The following is a 15,785-nucleotide window of genomic DNA, read 5'->3' as shown; positions in this document are numbered from 1 at the left end:
ATAAATTTTCATGCTGGAACTGTTAACAAAAGGTTTTTTTTATGTTTGTTTGCTGTTTCTCACAGTCTGCGTAAATCCCCACTGGTTATATTGACGACACCCCAAACAGTTGGCAACTTGATAGCCTCAGGGGTAAGAGCGAGAGTTGTTTGAGTGAATTCCACGCGCTCAGACGTCCCCGTCGCGATGCGTTCCATCCGGCATCCTCTCATCGTACGCCTTCTGCCTTCGGGCGCTGACCGCACAGGCCACGCAATAAAAAATACAGGTCTGGCGGCAATTACACACATCACATCACACAATGGAGCACTAACGATGACACGTTCCTTGGGTAAATCGGGGGTTCTGAAATTCGGCATTGGGCTGATCGCGCTGACCGTGGCGGCCAGCGTACAGGCCAAGACGTTGGTTTACTGTTCTGAAGGTTCCCCGGAAGGGTTCAACCCGCAGCTGTTCACCTCCGGCACCACCTACGACGCCAGTTCGGTACCGATCTACAACCGCCTGGTCGAATTCAAAGTCGGCACCACCGAACTGCAGCCGGGCCTGGCTGAGAAGTGGGACGTCAGCGAAGACGGCAAAACCTATACCTTCCACCTGCGCAAAGGCGTGAAGTGGCAGAGCAGCAAAGATTTCAAACCGACGCGCGACTTCAACGCCGACGACGTGGTGTTCTCCTTCGAACGCCAGTTGGATGCCAATAACGCCTACCACAAAGTGTCCGGCGGCAGTTACGAATACTTTGAAGGCATGGACATGCCGAAGCTGATCGCCAAGATCGAAAAAGTAGACGACAACACCGTGCGTTTCGTGCTGAACCGCCCGGAGGCGCCGTTCCTGGCTGACCTGGGCATGGACTTCGCGTCCATCCTGTCAGCCGAATACGCTGACGTCATGATGAAAGCCGGTACGCCGGAAAAAGTCGACCTGAACCCGATCGGCACCGGCCCGTTCCAGCTGCTGCAATACCAGAAAGACTCCAAAATCCTGTACAAGGCGTTCGACGGTTTCTGGGGCACCAAGCCGAAGATCGATCGCCTGGTGTTCTCCATCACGCCTGACGCTTCCGTGCGTTACGCCAAGCTGCAGAAAAACGAATGCCAGGTGATGCCGTTCCCGAACCCGGCCGATATCGCCCGCATGAAGCAGGACAAATCCATCAACCTGATGGAGCAGCCGGGGCTGAACGTGGGTTACCTGTCGTTCAACACCGAGAAAAAACCGCTGGATAACGTGAAGGTGCGTCAGGCGTTGACCATGGCGGTCAACAAGCAGGCGATCATCGACGCGGTTTATCAGGGCGCGGGCCAGGCGGCCAAGAACCTGATCCCGCCGACCATGTGGGGCTATAACGACGCGGTGCAGGATTACGCTTACGATCCGGCCAAGGCGAAAGAACTGCTGAAAGAAGCGGGCATGGCCGATGGTTTCAGCATCGACCTGTGGGCGATGCCGGTACAGCGTCCTTACAACCCGAACGCGCGCCGCATGGCGGAAATGATCCAGGCCGACTGGGCCAAGATCGGCGTGAAAGCCAAAATCGTGACCTATGAGTGGGGTGAATACCTCAAGCGCGCCAAAGCGGGCGAGCACCAGACGGTGATGATGGGCTGGACCGGCGACAACGGGGATCCGGACAACTTCTTCGCCACGCTGTTCAGCTGCGCGGCGGCGAAAGACGGCTCCAACTACTCCCGCTGGTGCTACAAGCCGTTTGAAGATCTGATTCAACCGGCGCGCGCCGAGTCCAACCACGACAAACGCATCGAACTGTACAAGCAGGCGCAGGTGGTGATGCACGATCAGGCTCCGGCGCTGATCGTCGCGCACTCCACCGTGTATGAGCCTGTGCGTAAGGAAGTGAAGGGCTACGTCGTGGATCCGCTCGGCAAGCATCACTTCGAGAATGTCTCTGTAGACTGATTCCGACCTAAACCGGAGATGCACGAATGGATTTGCAGGGGCGCAACAGGTTTGCGCCTCTGCTGACCAGTCTCCGGCGTATGGCCGTTGGATCGTTCAAAGGCATGTGAGCGTTAATAAGCCTGGCGGACGATGAGCTGCCGGGCATTGATACAGAGAGTTCGGGATATGTTGCAGTTCATACTCCGACGTTTGGGGTTAGTTATCCCAACGTTTATCGGCATTACATTGCTGACTTTTGCATTCGTCCATATGATCCCCGGCGACCCGGTGACCATCATGGCCGGGGAACGCGGTATCTCCGCCGAGCGCCACGCGCAGCTGATGGCGGAAATGGGGCTGGACAAGCCGCTCTATCAACAATACTTCTCCTATGTGTCCAACGTGCTGCACGGCGATCTGGGCACCTCACTCAAAAGCCGCATCTCCGTCTGGAGCGAGTTCGTTCCGCGCTTTCAGGCCACGCTGGAGCTGGGCCTGTGCGCGATGATCTTCGCGGTGCTGGTGGGCATCCCGGTCGGGGTGCTGGCGGCGGTCAAACGCGGCTCGGTCTTCGACCATACCGCGGTGGGCATCTCGCTGACCGGCTATTCGATGCCGATTTTCTGGTGGGGCATGATGCTGATCATGCTGGTGTCGGTGCAGCTTAACCTGACGCCGGTGTCGGGGCGCATCAGCGACACGGTATTCCTCGACGACAGCCACCCGCTGACCGGCTTCATGCTGATAGACACCCTGATCTGGGGCGAACCGGGCGACTTTATCGATGCGGTGATGCACATGATCCTGCCGGCCATCGTGCTGGGCACCATCCCGCTGGCGGTGATCGTGCGCATGACCCGCTCCTCGATGCTGGAGGTGTTGGGCGAAGACTATATCCGCACCGCGCGCGCCAAGGGCGTGAGCCGCATGCGGGTGATCGTCGTTCACGCGCTGCGCAACGCGCTGCTGCCGGTGGTGACGGTGATCGGGCTGCAGGTCGGCACCATGCTGGCCGGCGCCATTCTGACCGAAACCATCTTCTCCTGGCCGGGTCTGGGCCGCTGGCTGATCGATGCGCTGCAGCGCCGTGATTACCCGGTAGTGCAGGGCGGGGTGTTGCTGGTCGCCTGTATGATCATTCTGGTTAACCTGCTGGTAGACGTGCTCTACGGCGTGGTCAACCCGCGTATTCGCCACAAGAAATAAGGGGCGCTCTCATGTCTCAAATCACTGAGTCTGCAGTTAAAGGTGCGCCGAAGCCGATGACCCCGTTTCAGGAGTTCTGGCACTATTTCAAGCGCAATAAAGGGGCCGTGGTCGGCCTGGTGTATATCGTTTTGATGCTGGTGATCGCGCTCGGCGCCGGGGTGCTGGCGCCGCATGCGCCGGCGGACCAGTTCCGCGACGCGCTGCTCAAGCCGCCGGTGTGGCAGGAGGGCGGCAGTTGGCAATACATCCTGGGCACCGACGACGTGGGCCGCGATGTGCTGTCGCGCCTGATGTACGGCGCGCGCCTGTCGCTGCTGGTCGGTTGTCTGGTGGTGGTGCTGTCGCTGGTCATGGGCGTGGTGTTCGGCCTGCTGGCCGGCTACTTCGGCGGCGCGGTGGACGCGGTGATCATGCGCGTCGTCGACATCATGCTGGCCCTGCCGAGCCTGCTGCTGGCGCTGGTGCTGGTGGCGGTATTCGGACCGTCGATCGTCAACGCCTCGCTGGCGCTCACCTTCGTCGCCTTGCCGCACTATGTGCGTCTGACGCGCGCGGCGGTGCTGGCGGAGGTGAACCGCGATTACGTCACCGCTTCGCGGGTGGCGGGCGCCGGCGCGCTGCGTCAGATGTTCGTCAATATTCTGCCTAACTGCCTGGCGCCCTTGATCGTTCAGGCTTCTCTCGGTTTCTCGAACGCCATTCTCGACATGGCCGCTCTCGGCTTTCTGGGCATGGGCGCGCAACCGCCGACGCCGGAGTGGGGCACCATGCTCTCCGACGTGTTGCAGTTCGCGCAAAGCGCCTGGTGGGTAGTGACCTTCCCCGGCCTGGCGATCCTGCTGACGGTGCTGGCATTCAACCTGATGGGGGACGGTTTGCGTGACGCTCTCGACCCCAAACTCAAGCAGTAACAGAGGACGAGAGAGATGGCGTTATTGAATGTAGACAAGCTTTCGGTGCACTTCGGTGACGAAGGCACCCCGTTCCGCGCGGTAGACCGCATCAGTTACAGCGTGGATCAAGGTCAGGTGGTCGGCATCGTCGGTGAATCCGGCTCCGGCAAATCCGTCAGTTCGCTGGCGATCATGGGCCTGATCGATTTTCCCGGCAAAGTGATGGCCGACAAGCTGGAGTTCAACGGCCAGGACTTGCGCAAGATCTCCGAAAAAGAGCGCCGCCAGCTGGTGGGCTCCGAAGTGGCGATGATCTTCCAGGATCCGATGACCAGCCTGAACCCGTGCTACACCGTCGGTTATCAGATTATGGAGGCGCTGAAGGTGCATCAGGGCGGCAACCGCCGCACCCGCCGCCAGCGCGCTATCGACCTGCTGACGCAGGTGGGGATTCCCGATCCGGCCTCGCGGCTGGACGTGTACCCGCATCAGCTTTCCGGCGGCATGAGTCAGCGCGTGATGATCGCCATGGCTATCGCCTGTCGGCCGAAGCTGCTGATCGCCGATGAGCCGACGACCGCGCTCGACGTGACCATCCAGGCGCAGATCATCGAACTGCTGCTGGATCTGCAGCAGCGCGAGAACATGGCGCTGTTGCTGATCACCCACGATTTGGCGCTGGTGGCGGAAGCGGCACATCACATCATCGTGATGTACGCCGGCCAGGTGGTGGAATCCGGCAAAGCGGCGGAGATTTTCCGCGCGCCGCGCCACCCGTACACCCAGGCGCTGCTGCGCGCGCTGCCGGAGTTCGCCGCCGACAAGGCGCGGCTGGCTTCGCTGCCGGGCGTGGTGCCGGGCAAATACGATCGCCCGACCGGCTGCCTGCTCAATCCGCGTTGTCCGTACGCCAACGAGCGCTGCCGTAACGAGGAGCCGGAACTGCGCAGCATTCCCGGCCGTCAGGTTAAATGTCACACACCGCTGGATGATGCGGGGAGGCCGACCGTATGAGCCAGAATCAACCTTTACTGCAGGCGATCGACCTGAAAAAGCATTACCCGGTGAAAAAGGGCCTGTTCGCGCCGGAGCGGCTGGTCAAGGCGCTGGACGGCGTGTCGTTCACTCTGGAGCGCGGTAAAACGCTGGCGGTAGTCGGTGAGTCGGGCTGCGGCAAATCCACGCTCGGCCGCCTGCTGACGATGATCGAAGTGCCGACCGGCGGCGAGCTGTACTACCAGGGACAGGATCTGCTGAAGCCGGACGTTTCCGCCGAGAAATTGCGGCGCCAGAAGATCCAAATCGTGTTCCAGAATCCTTACGGATCGCTCAACCCGCGCAAGAAGGTCGGGCAGATCCTCGAGGAGCCGCTGTTGATCAACACCTCGCTCAGCGCCGCCGAACGGCGGGAAAAAGCGCTGGAGATGATGGCGAAGGTCGGCCTGAAGACCGAGCATTACGATCGCTATCCGCACATGTTCTCCGGCGGCCAGCGTCAGCGTATCGCCATCGCCCGCGGGCTGATGCTGAATCCGGACGTGGTGATCGCCGATGAGCCGGTGTCGGCGTTGGACGTGTCGGTGCGCGCGCAGGTGCTGAACCTGATGATGGATCTGCAGCAGGAGCTGGGGCTGTCCTACGTGTTCATCTCGCACGATCTGTCGGTGGTGGAACACATCGCCGATGAAGTGATGGTGATGTACCTGGGCCGCTGCGTGGAAAAGGGCAGCAAAGAGGCGATCTTCAACAACCCGCGCCATCCGTACACCCAGGCGCTGCTCTCGGCGACGCCGCGGTTGAACCCGGATATGCGCCGCGAGCGCATCAAGCTGACCGGCGAACTGCCCAGCCCGATGAACCCGCCGCCGGGCTGCGCATTCAATGCCCGCTGCCGCCGCGCCTTCGGCACCTGCGTACAGCTGCAGCCGCAGCTGAAGCAGTACGGTGAGCAGATGGTGGCCTGTTTTGCGGTCGATCAGGACGAACATCCGGGGGCGTAAAGCGTCGGATTTCACCGCATAAACCCACGCCGGCTTAACGCCGGCGTTTTTTATTATTTAATCAATCAGTTAATCGAATCGCTTTTCGGGGCGTTATTGAATGCTTAACGAAAATCTGACGAATGCTTATTTTTATAGGAATTTTCGCAATGAATTAATAAGCGAATAAAAAATTTAACGGGAGGTGAGTAATAATATTTTTGCCAGACGGTTAACTTCGCCTTTTGTCGGACTTGCTCAATAAAAAAAGCACGCCGTCGGCGTGCTTTGGGTCGATAAGGCCGCGCTTATTGCGGATAAGGCACCCAATCGCCGCCGTTCAGGCGAATGTAAGGTTTCCCCTGATATTGCATCACGATGGCGTTGTCGTTTTCGGAGATGACCGGCGTCTGCGGCAGCCCTTGCGTCAGCGCCTGCCAGTCGACGCTGGACTCGCTGAAGACTTTGCCGTCCACCAGACGTGATACCAGCCCCGACAGCGCCAGATAGCTGCTCGGCGTTTTGATCTGCAGCGGGCTGCCCTGATGCGGCGCCTTCATGCCGATCAGTTTGATGCCGACCGGCGTATGGGTGATGTTCGGGCTGGGGATATCGCGCAGGCCGGACATTTGCATCTTGTCACCCACCAACGCCGCGCCGTGCTCCGGCACGATCACCACCACCACTTTGCGGCCGGATTTTTCCAGCTGATCGAGGAAGGTGTTCAGCTGATCGAACAGTTTCTGCGCGCGCGGCTGATAGTCGGCGCTCTTGTTAGAGCCGACGAAGCGGTTGCCGTCGTGCAGCGGAATGACGTTGAAGAAGGTGGCGGTGCGGGCGTCTCCGGCTTTTTGCTGCTGATCCAACCAGCGGGTCAGCAATTCCAGATCGTTATAAATCGGCTCACCGTCGAACGACGTCAGCTCGTTGCCGACGCCGGCCTGCGACATCAGCGGCGCCTGCATATCCCCCTGTTCACGCAGCTCTTTCAGGAAGTTGCCGAACACCCCGGAGTGATCGAGCATCAGCTGTTCCTTGAAGCCGAGCTTCGCCAGGTTGTCGAACAGGTAACACTGCTGGTTCACCGGCTGGTACAGATCGTGATGCGAAAGCTGGCCGCAGCTGGCGCGCAGCAACCGTATGGCCGCCGGGCCGCTGTAGGCGGTGGCCGAGTTGAAGCTGTCGAACATGATATCCATCTTCGACCACAGCGGATGATTCTGCAGGTTGACCGCCTCCATATCGGCCCAGGCCAGCGAGCAGATGTTGATCACCAACAGATCGAACGGTTGGGCGTCGGCGGGCAAAGTGGCCGGGAACGCGGTGGCGCGGCCTTTTTCCCGCTCGTAGAACTGGTTCAGATAGGCCGTCAGGTTGGCGCTGGTCGGCGGCAGGCTGTCTGCCGGCGCATTATCTCCTGCCGTCGGCGCGGCCGTGGCCGGCGTGCCGGCGCCGCCGGCGGCAGCCGTGGAACTGGCGGGCAGCAGTGAGACCGCCGGCCCGGCGATGTTGACGATATTGAGCCACACCAGCGCGGCCACGGTGAACACCGTAACGCGCACCCACTGGGCGACGAACAGGTAAGCGATAAGCAACACGAAGGCGGCGCCGACCATCTGCCAGTTGATAAAGCGGCTGACCAGCTCCAGCAGGTACTGGGCGCTGAAGCCGGCCAGCTGAGAGCCCTGGCTGAGAATGCTGTTGATGCCCGGCAGCCAGGTATCGTGGTAGAACAACGCGATGCCGATCGGGATGGCGAGGTAATGGCGCCAGCGGTGCAGCCGCGGCGAGGGGATCGGCATCAGCAGATAGGCCATGAACACCAGGTTCGGCAGCGCGTGGAAATTCAGGTAGCCGAACCACAGCAGGGCGAATTTCGCCAGAAAGTAGAGGTTCCAGCCACCCAGCCCGCGCCAGTAGCGCCACAGAGCGTTATCGGATTGCGTATTTGAGTTTGGATTCATGGCTGCTTCTTATGACGTTTAATCTGGGAGGATGAGCCTGTGCGCACCCATAAACCGGCGGATTTCAAATAGCGCGGCGATAACAACAGGTTTTGCCAGTATTGACGCAAATGCGGAAAACGCCGGTGAAAGGCGTAGCCCAGCGGAATGAAGACCAGCGCGCACAGCAAGATCAGTTGCAGGATGTCGTTAAGGTTCAGCATGCTTTTCCTCCTGCGGGCCAAGCGGCAGCGTGAAAGCGATCGGCTGGCGGCGTTCTGCGGGCTCTGCGGCCGTCACCACGGGGGGCGGCGGCGCGACGCCCGCGGCGCCGGTGGCGGTAAGCTGCCAGCGCCCCTGAGCCATGCGTTTGATTTCCGAAATGATATCGACATCCTGGTGCCACACCACCCGGTTGCTGAAGGCTTCATCCACCGGCAGGCGGAAGATGAACTTCAGCGCGGTGTTCAGATCGTTGATGCGGCAGGTGGAGAGGAACAGCACCAGGCGCCCCTGCACCACGGTCATCACGTCGCCGAAACGCCGCAGGTGGCACAGGGTCATCGCCTGTTCGGCGCGCAGGCCGGTGGCCGGGCGCAACGCCACCATCACGCCTTTGCCGTCCTCGGGCAGCAAGGTGTTGGCCATCAGCGAAAGCACCGCCTGGCTAAACGGTTCCGGCCGCATGTAGCCTTTCAGCTGCAGCGGACGCAGCCCGGCCAGCAGTGCATCGATGTCGGCGGGCACGTGACGTGAGAAACGCTGCCCCTGGATGCCTTCAAGCATGGTCAGAAAACGCGACAGCGGCGCGACGTGCGGCACGATCAGGTTGGCGCCGCAGGCCAGCAGCAGCCGTTCGTCGCTGTAACGCAGGCTGGCGCTCATTTCGCGCACCGCGATTTTCATCCCGTTGCCGCGGCTGCGGCGCAGGGTGTGGATCTGGTGCGCCAGGTGATCGATTTGGTCGCTTTGGTACAGGGCGAAAATCAAGGTCGCCGAGAGTCTCAGCATGCCGTGCTGCGCCAGCTCGTCGTTGCTCTCCAGCAGTTGCCAGTTGGCGGACAGCGGCGGCGCGCCTTCCAGAATGCTGCGTTCGGCCAGATACAGGCCTTCGTCGCTGCGCAAGGCGGTGGGGGAGGGTTGGCTATTTTCATCCTCGCCCTGCCAGCCGCCCTCCGCGGCGTACAGCGTCAGCAGCTGATTGGCGTTGATGCCGTTCTCGGTGCTCCACCAGTTCACCAGGTATTGCGCGCTGTCCTGCTGCCATTGCAGGCTGGACAGGCCGTTCAGAATGCGGTGCTGCGCGCTGAGCTGGCCCTTGAGCTTATTGATACCGCCGCCGTGGCTGAGGATCAGCAACGTGCATTCCTGACGCCGCAGCCAGGCGGCGAGCGCGCGCGTCCACTCGCGCAGCTCTTCGGTGGTGAAGGTTTGCCACAGGCTGGCATGGGCCAGCAGGATCAGTAAGCGGTTTTGCGGCCGCAGGGCGCGCATCAAATCGTCGCTCAACTGCGCCAGCGCGGCTTTTTTCTCCGGTAGTTGATACAGCGGCAGCTTCTGCAATGCGGGCGCAGCCAGCTCGGCCAATAGGCGATCGGGTTTGTCTCCGCTGCAGATCAGGGCGAGCTTGCGGGTGGCCGGCTGGGCGGCGATGGCCTGGCGACACAACAGCGCGGCGTCGCTTTGCCTGTCGATATTGATCCAATAAAGCCCGGGGGCCTGCATCACCGACAGCTCTTCCCAAATCTGCCGAATGCCTAGAGAAAAAGAGTGCGCCATAGGATGTGTTCTACTTTCGTTGAAAGCCGACTAAAGGCGTTTATATTTAAAGATAGCCATTTTTACGCTGGCAATAACAAATCTCCGATGCTCTTCAATAATATTTGTTGAGAATCATCTTATTGCCTGTCTCTTTTTGTATCGTTGCTATAGTTAATTAACATAGCCTATTTTCGCCAAGGCGGAAGAATGAATAACGCACCCAGCCATTTTCGTGCAGCGGCGCCGGAGGAGAGCCAGGATGACCTGCAGGCGCTCAGCCAGGCTTTTTCATTGCCGAAATTAAGCTATGTCGATATTTCACGGCAGGAGCGGTTAACGCAAATGATGACGCGTTGGCCGCTGCTGGCCGAATTGGCGCAGACCACGGGGAGCCACTGATCTATGCCGGTGATCGCGCTGCAAGGGTTGCGGGGTGGAATGGGGACGACGTCGGTCACGGCGGCGCTCGCTTGGGCGTTGCAGCAGTTGGGCGAATCGGTGCTGGCGATCGATTTCACGCCGGATAATCTGCTGCGTCTGCATTTCAACACGCCGTTCGAGCTGACGCGCGGCTGGGCCCGCGCAGAACAGGACGGCGGCGGCTGGCGGGAAGGCGCGCTGCGCTATTGCGAAAACCTCGACTTTTTACCGTTTGGCCGCCTGAATGCGGCGGAACGGCTGGAAGTGCAACGTCAATGTCAGCAGCGGCCCGAGCGCTGGCGCGACAATGTGCGCCAACTGATCGCCGGCGAGCCGCAGCGCTGGATCCTGCTGGATGTTCCGGTCGGGGACGGCGCGCTGGCGCAACAGGCGCTGCAGCTTGCCGACAGCGTGTTCGTGCTGTTGAATCCCGACGCCAACTGTCAGGTTCGGCTCCATCAGCAGACGCTGCCGAACGATTGTCGTTTCCTGGTCAATCACTACTCCTCCGCCAGCCAGCTGCAGCAGGATCTGCATCAGCTGTGGCTGCAAACCCTGGGCGGCCTGCTGCCGGTGGTGATCCATCGCGATGAAGCGTTGGCGGAAGCGATGGCGGTCAAGCAGCCGTTGGGCGAGTACCGCCCCGAGAGCCTGGCGGCGGATGAAGTGCTGACGCTGGCCAACTGGTGTCTGATCAATCTTAAACCGGGCGTTGCGCCATGAGTCGGGTGCTGAGCCTGCTGCTGGTGCCGCCGGTGCGCCAGGCGGTGCAGGCGCGCTACCGCGCCTATCGCCGCAGCGGGGCGTCGGCGCTGACCGCCTTTTTCACTACGCTGTTGGTGGCGCTGGGGTGGATGCTGCTGCGTTTGGAGTCACCGGCCTGGCGGCGCGTGCGCGCCGGCCGCGCTTACTGGTTCCCGCATCTGTCCGCCGAACGCCCTCGCCCGGCGGATGCGCTGCGCTATTTGCTGCAGGGGGCGTGGCTGCTGCTGTTCCGCAGCGGCCGCGCGCCGGTGCAGCGCGATTATTTCGCCGGTTGGCGGCGGCTGCAGCAGCGCTATGCCGACTGGCTGCAGGGCTTGCCGCAGCGGCTGAAAAACGCCGGCGTGGAACAGCGCTCGGTAGAGCGACTCGGCCGCATGAACCGCGGATTGCGGCGCGCGCTGCTCATTCTGGTCGGCGTGCTGGCGGCGATCCTCGCCATGCTGTGCATCTCGCAACCGTTCGATCTGTCGGCGCAGTTCGTGTTCGTTCTGCTGCTGTGGGGGATCGCGATGGTGGTGCGCCGGGTGCCGGGGCGCTTGCCTGCGTTGATGCTGATCGTGCTGTCGTTGACCGTCTCCTGCCGTTACCTGTGGTGGCGCTATACCGCCACGCTGAACTGGGACGATCCGCTCAGCCTGGTATGCGGCCTGCTGTTGCTGGTGGCGGAAACCTACGCCTGGGTGGTGTTGGTGCTGGGCTATTTCCAGACTATCTGGCCGCTTAACCGCCAGCCGGTGCCGTTGCCCGAAGACAGCGCCACCTGGCCGACCATCGATCTGATGGTGCCGACCTACAACGAAGACCTCGGGGTGGTGAAGCCCACCATCTATGCGGCGCTGGGCATCGACTGGCCGAAAGAGAAAGTGAACATCTATATCCTTGATGACGGCAATCGCCCCGAGTTCCGGGCGTTCGCCGCCGAGGTGGGAGTGAAGTACATCGCCAGGCCGACTCACGAACACGCCAAGGCCGGCAACATCAACAACGCGCTGAAGCAGGCCACCGGCGAGTTCGTGGCGATTTTCGACTGCGACCATGTCCCGACGCGCTCCTTCCTGCAGCTGACCATGGGGTGGTTCTTCAAAGACAAAAAGCTGGCGATGCTGCAGACCCCGCACCACTTCTTCTCGCCGGATCCCTTCGAGCGCAACCTTGGCCGCTTCCGTCAGACGCCCAACGAGGGCACTTTGTTCTACGGGCTGGTGCAGGACGGCAACGACATGTGGGACGCCACCTTCTTCTGCGGCTCTTGCGCCATCCTGCGCCGCAGCGCGCTGGACGAAATCGGCGGCATCGCGGTGGAAACCGTCACCGAAGACGCCCATACCTCGCTGCGTTTGCATCGGCGCGGGCATACCTCGGCCTATATCCGCATTCCGCAGGCCGCCGGGCTGGCGACCGAAAGCCTGTCGGCGCACATCGGCCAGCGCATTCGCTGGGCGCGCGGCATGGTGCAGATCTTCCGGCTCGACAACCCGTTGCTGGGCAAGGGGCTGAAACTGGCGCAGCGCCTGTGCTACGCCAACGCCATGCTGCACTTCCTGTCGGGCATCCCGCGGCTGATCTTCCTCACCGCGCCGCTGGCGTTTTTGCTGTTGCATGCCTACATCATCTTTGCGCCGGCGCTGGCGATCGCGCTTTACGTGCTGCCGCACATGATCCACGCCAGCCTGACCAACTCGCGCATCCAGGGGAAATACCGCCATTCGTTCTGGAGCGAAATCTATGAAACGGTGTTGGCCTGGTATATCGCGCGGCCGACGACGGTGGCGCTGTTCAATCCGCACAAGGGCAAATTCAACGTGACCGCCAAGGGTGGGCTGGTGGAGGAGGAGCACGTCGACTGGGTGATCACCCGGCCTTACATGTTCCTGGTGGTTCTTAACCTCGCCGGGCTGGCGTTCGGCGCCTGGCGGCTGGCCTATGGCCCGACGGACGAGGTGATGACGGTGATCATCAGCCTGGTGTGGGTGCTGTACAACATGACCATTCTCGGCGGCGCGGTGGCGGTGGCGGTGGAGGCCAAACAGGTGCGTCAGGCGCACCGCGTGGAGATCGCCATGCCGGCGGCGATCGCGCGTGCCGACGGCCACCTCTACCCCTGCACGCTGCGCGATTACTCCGATGGCGGCGTGGGCATCGAGATGCGCGTGGCGGACACGTTGAAAGAGGGCGACAAGGCCTCGCTGCTGCTCAAACGCGGCCAGCAGGAGTACAGCTTCCCCTGCGTGGTGACGCGCGCCTTCGGCAACAAGGTGGGGGTGCGTCTGGTCAGTCTTTCCACCCGCGAACACATCGATTTTATTCAGTGCACCTTCGCCCGCGCCGATACCTGGGCGCTGTGGCAGGACGGGTTCCCTGAAGACCGGCCGATCGAAAGCCTGCGCGACGTGCTGGCGCTGGGCTTCCGTGGCTATGTGCGCATGGCGGACTACGCGCCGCCGCTGGTGCGCGGTCTGCTGGTCGGGGTCACGTCGCTGACCGCCTGGGTAGTGTCGTTTATTCCGCGCGGCGTCGGCAGGGATCCGACCTTGGGTCAACAAGAAACCGTGGGTTAGCTGCGAGTTCAACCGCCCGCTCACTCGCCCGGTGAACAGGCTCCAACATTGATGATGATACGATGACGAGAAAAATAACCTGGTTAACTGCTCTGGCCTTAGGCATCAGCACCCTGTCGCAGGCCGAAACCGCCACCGCGCCGACCGTGGCGGCTCAACCGCCGATCGCCGCGGCGGCCGATACGGCGACCGCGCCGCAGGATCCGAATGCGCCGGTGCGCGACGTGTCGCTGCCGTTCGCGCAGATAGCGCCGCCGCCGGGCACCTTTGTTCTACGCGGCACCCGGCCGGACGGGCAGATCGAATTCGGCGTGCGCAGCGATGAGGTCGTCTCGCAGGCGATGCTCGACCTGGAATTTACGCCGTCGCCGGCGCTGATCCCGGTCGAGTCGCACGTCAAGGTCTACCTCAACGACGAGCTGATGGGCGTGACCACGATCGCCAAGGAGCAGTTGGGCAAGCCCAATCGCATCCAGATGGCGATCGATCCGCGCTATATCACCGATTTTAACCGCGTCCGGCTGGTGTTCGTCGGCCATTATCAGAACATCTGCGAAAACCCGGCCAGCACCTCGCTGTGGCTCGACGTCAGCAAATCCAGCGCGCTGAAGCTGCGCTTCCAGACGCTGCCGGTGAAAAACGAGCTGTCGCACTTCCCTGAGCCGTTCTTCGACAGCCGCGATAATCGGCCGCTGACGCTGCCGATGGTGTTCGCCGGCCAGCCGGATCTGGCCCAGCAGCGCGCGGCGGGCATTCTGGCCTCGTGGTTCGGCAGCAAGGCGCAGTGGCGCGGGCAATCCTTCCCGACGCTGTATAACGCGCTGCCGACGCAGCACGCGGTGGTGTTCGCCACCAATAAGCAGCGCCCGGATTTCCTGCGCGATTACCCGGCGGTCAACGGCCCGACGGTGGAGATGATCAGCCACCCCGATAATCCCTACGTCAAACTGCTGCTGATTCAGGGGCGTGACGACAACGATTTGATCACCGCGGTGAAAGGCATTGCGCAGGGCGACATTCTGTTCCGCGGCCAGAACGTGACGGTGGACAAGGTGGAACAGCTGGCGCCGCGTCAGCCTTACGACGCGCCGAACTGGGTGCGCACCGATCGGCCGATGACCTTCGCCGAACTGCAGCAATACGCCGAACAGCTGCAAACCAGCGGCATCGAGCCCGGCCCGATTTCGCTGACCATGAACCTGCCGCCGGATCTGTTCCTGATCCGCAGCACCGGCATCGACATGCACCTCAAGTACCGTTATACCGCGCCGCGCATTCAGGACGGTTCGCGGCTGAGCGTCAGCCTGAACAACCAGTTCGTGCAGGCCTACTCGCTGGTGCCGGAACACGAACAGGGGGCGCAGTTGCTGCGCCTGCCGTTGACGCAGGGGCTGCTCGACTCCGACAAGAACGTCAGCATTCCGGCGCTGCGGCTCGGGGCCACCAACCAGCTGCGCTTTGACTTTGACTACACCACGCTGCTGGCCAGCGGCGCGGAAGGGCGCTGCGAAACCTACTCCTTCACGCCAAACCACGCTGTGATCGACGGCGCGTCCACCATCGATTTCTCCGGCTACCGCCACTTTATGGCGATGCCGGACCTGCGCGCCTTCGCCAACGCCGGCTTCCCGTTCAGCCGCCTGGCGGATCTGTCACAAACGCTGGTGTTGGTGAACCAGAAACCGCAGCCGGCGCAGGTCAGCGCGCTGCTGAACGCGCTCGGCGTGATCGGCGCGCAAACCGGCTACCCGGCGCTGGCCTTCACGCTGAGCGACGACTGGTCGCAGGCCAAGGATCGTGACGACGACATCCTGATGGTCGGCACCATTCCGCAGGCGCTGCGCGACGACAAGAAAATCAGTCTGCTGGTGGACGCGACCCAAAGCTGGGTGAAACAGCCGACGCGCCAACCGCCGCTGCCCAGCTCGGAAGTGCTGGCGGAGGACGCCAAGCCGGACAGCAAGACCACCGTCAGTTCCGAGGGGGCGATGTCGGCGATCATTGGCGTGCAGTCGCCGTTCAACGACCAGCGCAGCATCGTGGCGCTGTTGGCGGACAGCCCGCGCGGCTATGAGCTGCTGAACAATGCCCTGCTGGACAGCGGCAAGCGCGCCGCAGTGTTCGGCTCGGTGGCGGTGATCCGCGAATCGGGGGTCAACAGCCTGCGCGTCGGCGATGTTTACTATGTCGGTCACCTGCCTTGGTGGGAGCGGCTTTGGTATGCCCTCTCCACCCATCCGGTTCTGCTGGCGGTGCTCGCGGTGGTGCTGGTAGTGATCCTGGGGTTGATGCTGTGGCGCGGCCTGAAGGCCTTCAGCCGGCGGCGTCTGGCGCCTGAAGATCGGGATTGAC

12 protein-coding genes are annotated in these 15,785 nt (G+C 61.9%); 9 read left to right on the top strand and 3 right to left on the bottom strand.

Annotated elements, in window-relative coordinates; genetic code table 11:
* Positions 1-315: 315 nt before the first annotated feature.
* The 5 genes from dppA (at position 316) to dppF (ending at position 6,007) form a co-directional block, all read left to right on the top strand.
* Entirely contained in the window at positions 316-1,923 is a 1,608-nt protein-coding gene (gene dppA, locus ACJ8IP_RS19280; RefSeq protein WP_042783430.1) for a dipeptide ABC transporter periplasmic-binding protein DppA, read from the top strand.
* Between the two features lie 168 nt (positions 1,924-2,091).
* Positions 2,092-3,111, top strand: coding sequence for a dipeptide ABC transporter permease DppB (dppB, locus tag ACJ8IP_RS19275; protein ID WP_033645060.1), 1,020 nt, complete (start codon positions 2,092-2,094; stop codon positions 3,109-3,111).
* An 11-nt stretch (positions 3,112-3,122) separates the two neighbouring features.
* The gene (gene dppC, locus ACJ8IP_RS19270; RefSeq protein ID WP_033645059.1) at positions 3,123-4,025 is read left to right on the top strand and encodes a dipeptide ABC transporter permease DppC; all 903 of its coding nucleotides are present in this window, start codon (positions 3,123-3,125) and stop codon (positions 4,023-4,025) included.
* Between the two features lie 15 nt (positions 4,026-4,040).
* Complete coding sequence (dppD, locus tag ACJ8IP_RS19265; protein ID WP_033645058.1) at positions 4,041-5,021, top strand: dipeptide ABC transporter ATP-binding protein; 981 nt, start codon at positions 4,041-4,043, stop codon at positions 5,019-5,021.
* The gene (dppF, locus tag ACJ8IP_RS19260) at positions 5,018-6,007 is read left to right on the top strand and encodes a dipeptide ABC transporter ATP-binding subunit DppF (protein WP_015376237.1); all 990 of its coding nucleotides are present in this window, start codon (positions 5,018-5,020) and stop codon (positions 6,005-6,007) included. Before dppD ends, dppF begins: the two co-directional genes overlap by 4 nt.
* A 287-nt stretch (positions 6,008-6,294) precedes the next feature.
* On the opposite strand, the gene bcsG is transcribed toward dppF, so the two are convergent.
* Genes bcsG through bcsE form a run of 3 tightly spaced genes read right to left on the bottom strand, consistent with a single transcriptional unit; the run spans position 6,295 to position 9,708 of the window.
* Positions 6,295-7,950: a cellulose biosynthesis protein BcsG gene (gene bcsG, locus ACJ8IP_RS19255; protein WP_042783432.1), complete on the bottom strand. Its 1,656-nt coding sequence runs from the start codon at positions 7,948-7,950 to the stop codon at positions 6,295-6,297.
* Positions 7,947-8,153 (bottom strand): cellulose biosynthesis protein BcsF, encoded by a 207-nt coding sequence (gene bcsF / locus ACJ8IP_RS19250; protein WP_033645228.1) that lies wholly within the window; start codon positions 8,151-8,153, stop codon positions 7,947-7,949. The genes bcsG and bcsF overlap by 4 nt, the downstream gene beginning before the upstream one ends.
* A complete protein-coding gene (gene bcsE, locus ACJ8IP_RS19245; RefSeq protein WP_442524492.1) occupies positions 8,140-9,708 on the bottom strand; it encodes a cellulose biosynthesis protein BcsE in 1,569 nt (522 codons plus the stop codon). Before bcsE ends, bcsF begins: the two co-directional genes overlap by 14 nt.
* 189 nt (positions 9,709-9,897) lie before the next feature.
* Between bcsE and bcsR the strand changes: the two genes are divergently transcribed.
* From bcsR to bcsB, 4 genes are all read left to right on the top strand, one after another.
* A complete protein-coding gene (gene bcsR / locus ACJ8IP_RS19240) occupies positions 9,898-10,089 on the top strand; it encodes a cellulose biosynthesis protein BcsR (RefSeq protein ID WP_164057867.1) in 192 nt (63 codons plus the stop codon).
* A gap of 3 nt (positions 10,090-10,092) precedes the next feature.
* The gene (gene bcsQ, locus ACJ8IP_RS19235; RefSeq protein WP_164057868.1) at positions 10,093-10,833 is read left to right on the top strand and encodes a cellulose biosynthesis protein BcsQ; all 741 of its coding nucleotides are present in this window, start codon (positions 10,093-10,095) and stop codon (positions 10,831-10,833) included.
* Positions 10,830-13,433: a UDP-forming cellulose synthase catalytic subunit gene (gene bcsA / locus ACJ8IP_RS19230; RefSeq protein WP_442524491.1), complete on the top strand. Its 2,604-nt coding sequence runs from the start codon at positions 10,830-10,832 to the stop codon at positions 13,431-13,433. The genes bcsQ and bcsA overlap by 4 nt, the downstream gene beginning before the upstream one ends.
* Before the next feature lie 62 nt (positions 13,434-13,495).
* Positions 13,496-15,784 (top strand): cellulose biosynthesis cyclic di-GMP-binding regulatory protein BcsB, encoded by a 2,289-nt coding sequence (gene bcsB, locus ACJ8IP_RS19225; protein ID WP_033652444.1) that lies wholly within the window; start codon positions 13,496-13,498, stop codon positions 15,782-15,784.
* Position 15,785 lies beyond the last annotated feature (1 nt).

Origin of the sequence: Serratia sp. CY52157 (genome assembly GCF_052168495.1) — a bacterium.
GTDB lineage: Bacteria > Pseudomonadota > Gammaproteobacteria > Enterobacterales > Enterobacteriaceae > Serratia > Serratia ureilytica.
The sequence above is the reverse complement of the archived record's forward strand: the minus strand, read 5'-3'. Positions and strand labels throughout refer to the sequence as shown.

Excerpts from the sequence above, each read along its gene's own strand:
- dppC (WP_033645059.1), top strand. The coding sequence starts at position 3,123 with ATGTCTCAAATCACTGAGTCTGCAGTTAAAGGTGCGCCGAAGCCGATG.
- dppB (WP_033645060.1), top strand. The coding sequence starts at position 2,092 with ATGTTGCAGTTCATACTCCGACGTTTGGGGTTAGTTATCCCAACGTTT.
- dppA (WP_042783430.1), top strand. The coding sequence starts at position 316 with ATGACACGTTCCTTGGGTAAATCGGGGGTTCTGAAATTCGGCATTGGG.
- bcsG (WP_042783432.1), bottom strand. The coding sequence starts at position 7,950 with ATGAATCCAAACTCAAATACGCAATCCGATAACGCTCTGTGGCGCTAC.
- bcsB (WP_033652444.1), top strand. The coding sequence starts at position 13,496 with ATGACGAGAAAAATAACCTGGTTAACTGCTCTGGCCTTAGGCATCAGC.
- bcsF (WP_033645228.1), bottom strand. The coding sequence starts at position 8,153 with ATGCTGAACCTTAACGACATCCTGCAACTGATCTTGCTGTGCGCGCTG.
- bcsR (WP_164057867.1), top strand. The coding sequence starts at position 9,898 with ATGAATAACGCACCCAGCCATTTTCGTGCAGCGGCGCCGGAGGAGAGC.
- bcsE (WP_442524492.1), bottom strand. The coding sequence starts at position 9,708 with ATGGCGCACTCTTTTTCTCTAGGCATTCGGCAGATTTGGGAAGAGCTG.
- dppD (WP_033645058.1), top strand. The coding sequence starts at position 4,041 with ATGGCGTTATTGAATGTAGACAAGCTTTCGGTGCACTTCGGTGACGAA.
- bcsA (WP_442524491.1), top strand. The coding sequence starts at position 10,830 with ATGAGTCGGGTGCTGAGCCTGCTGCTGGTGCCGCCGGTGCGCCAGGCG.
- dppF (WP_015376237.1), top strand. The coding sequence starts at position 5,018 with ATGAGCCAGAATCAACCTTTACTGCAGGCGATCGACCTGAAAAAGCAT.
- bcsQ (WP_164057868.1), top strand. The coding sequence starts at position 10,093 with ATGCCGGTGATCGCGCTGCAAGGGTTGCGGGGTGGAATGGGGACGACG.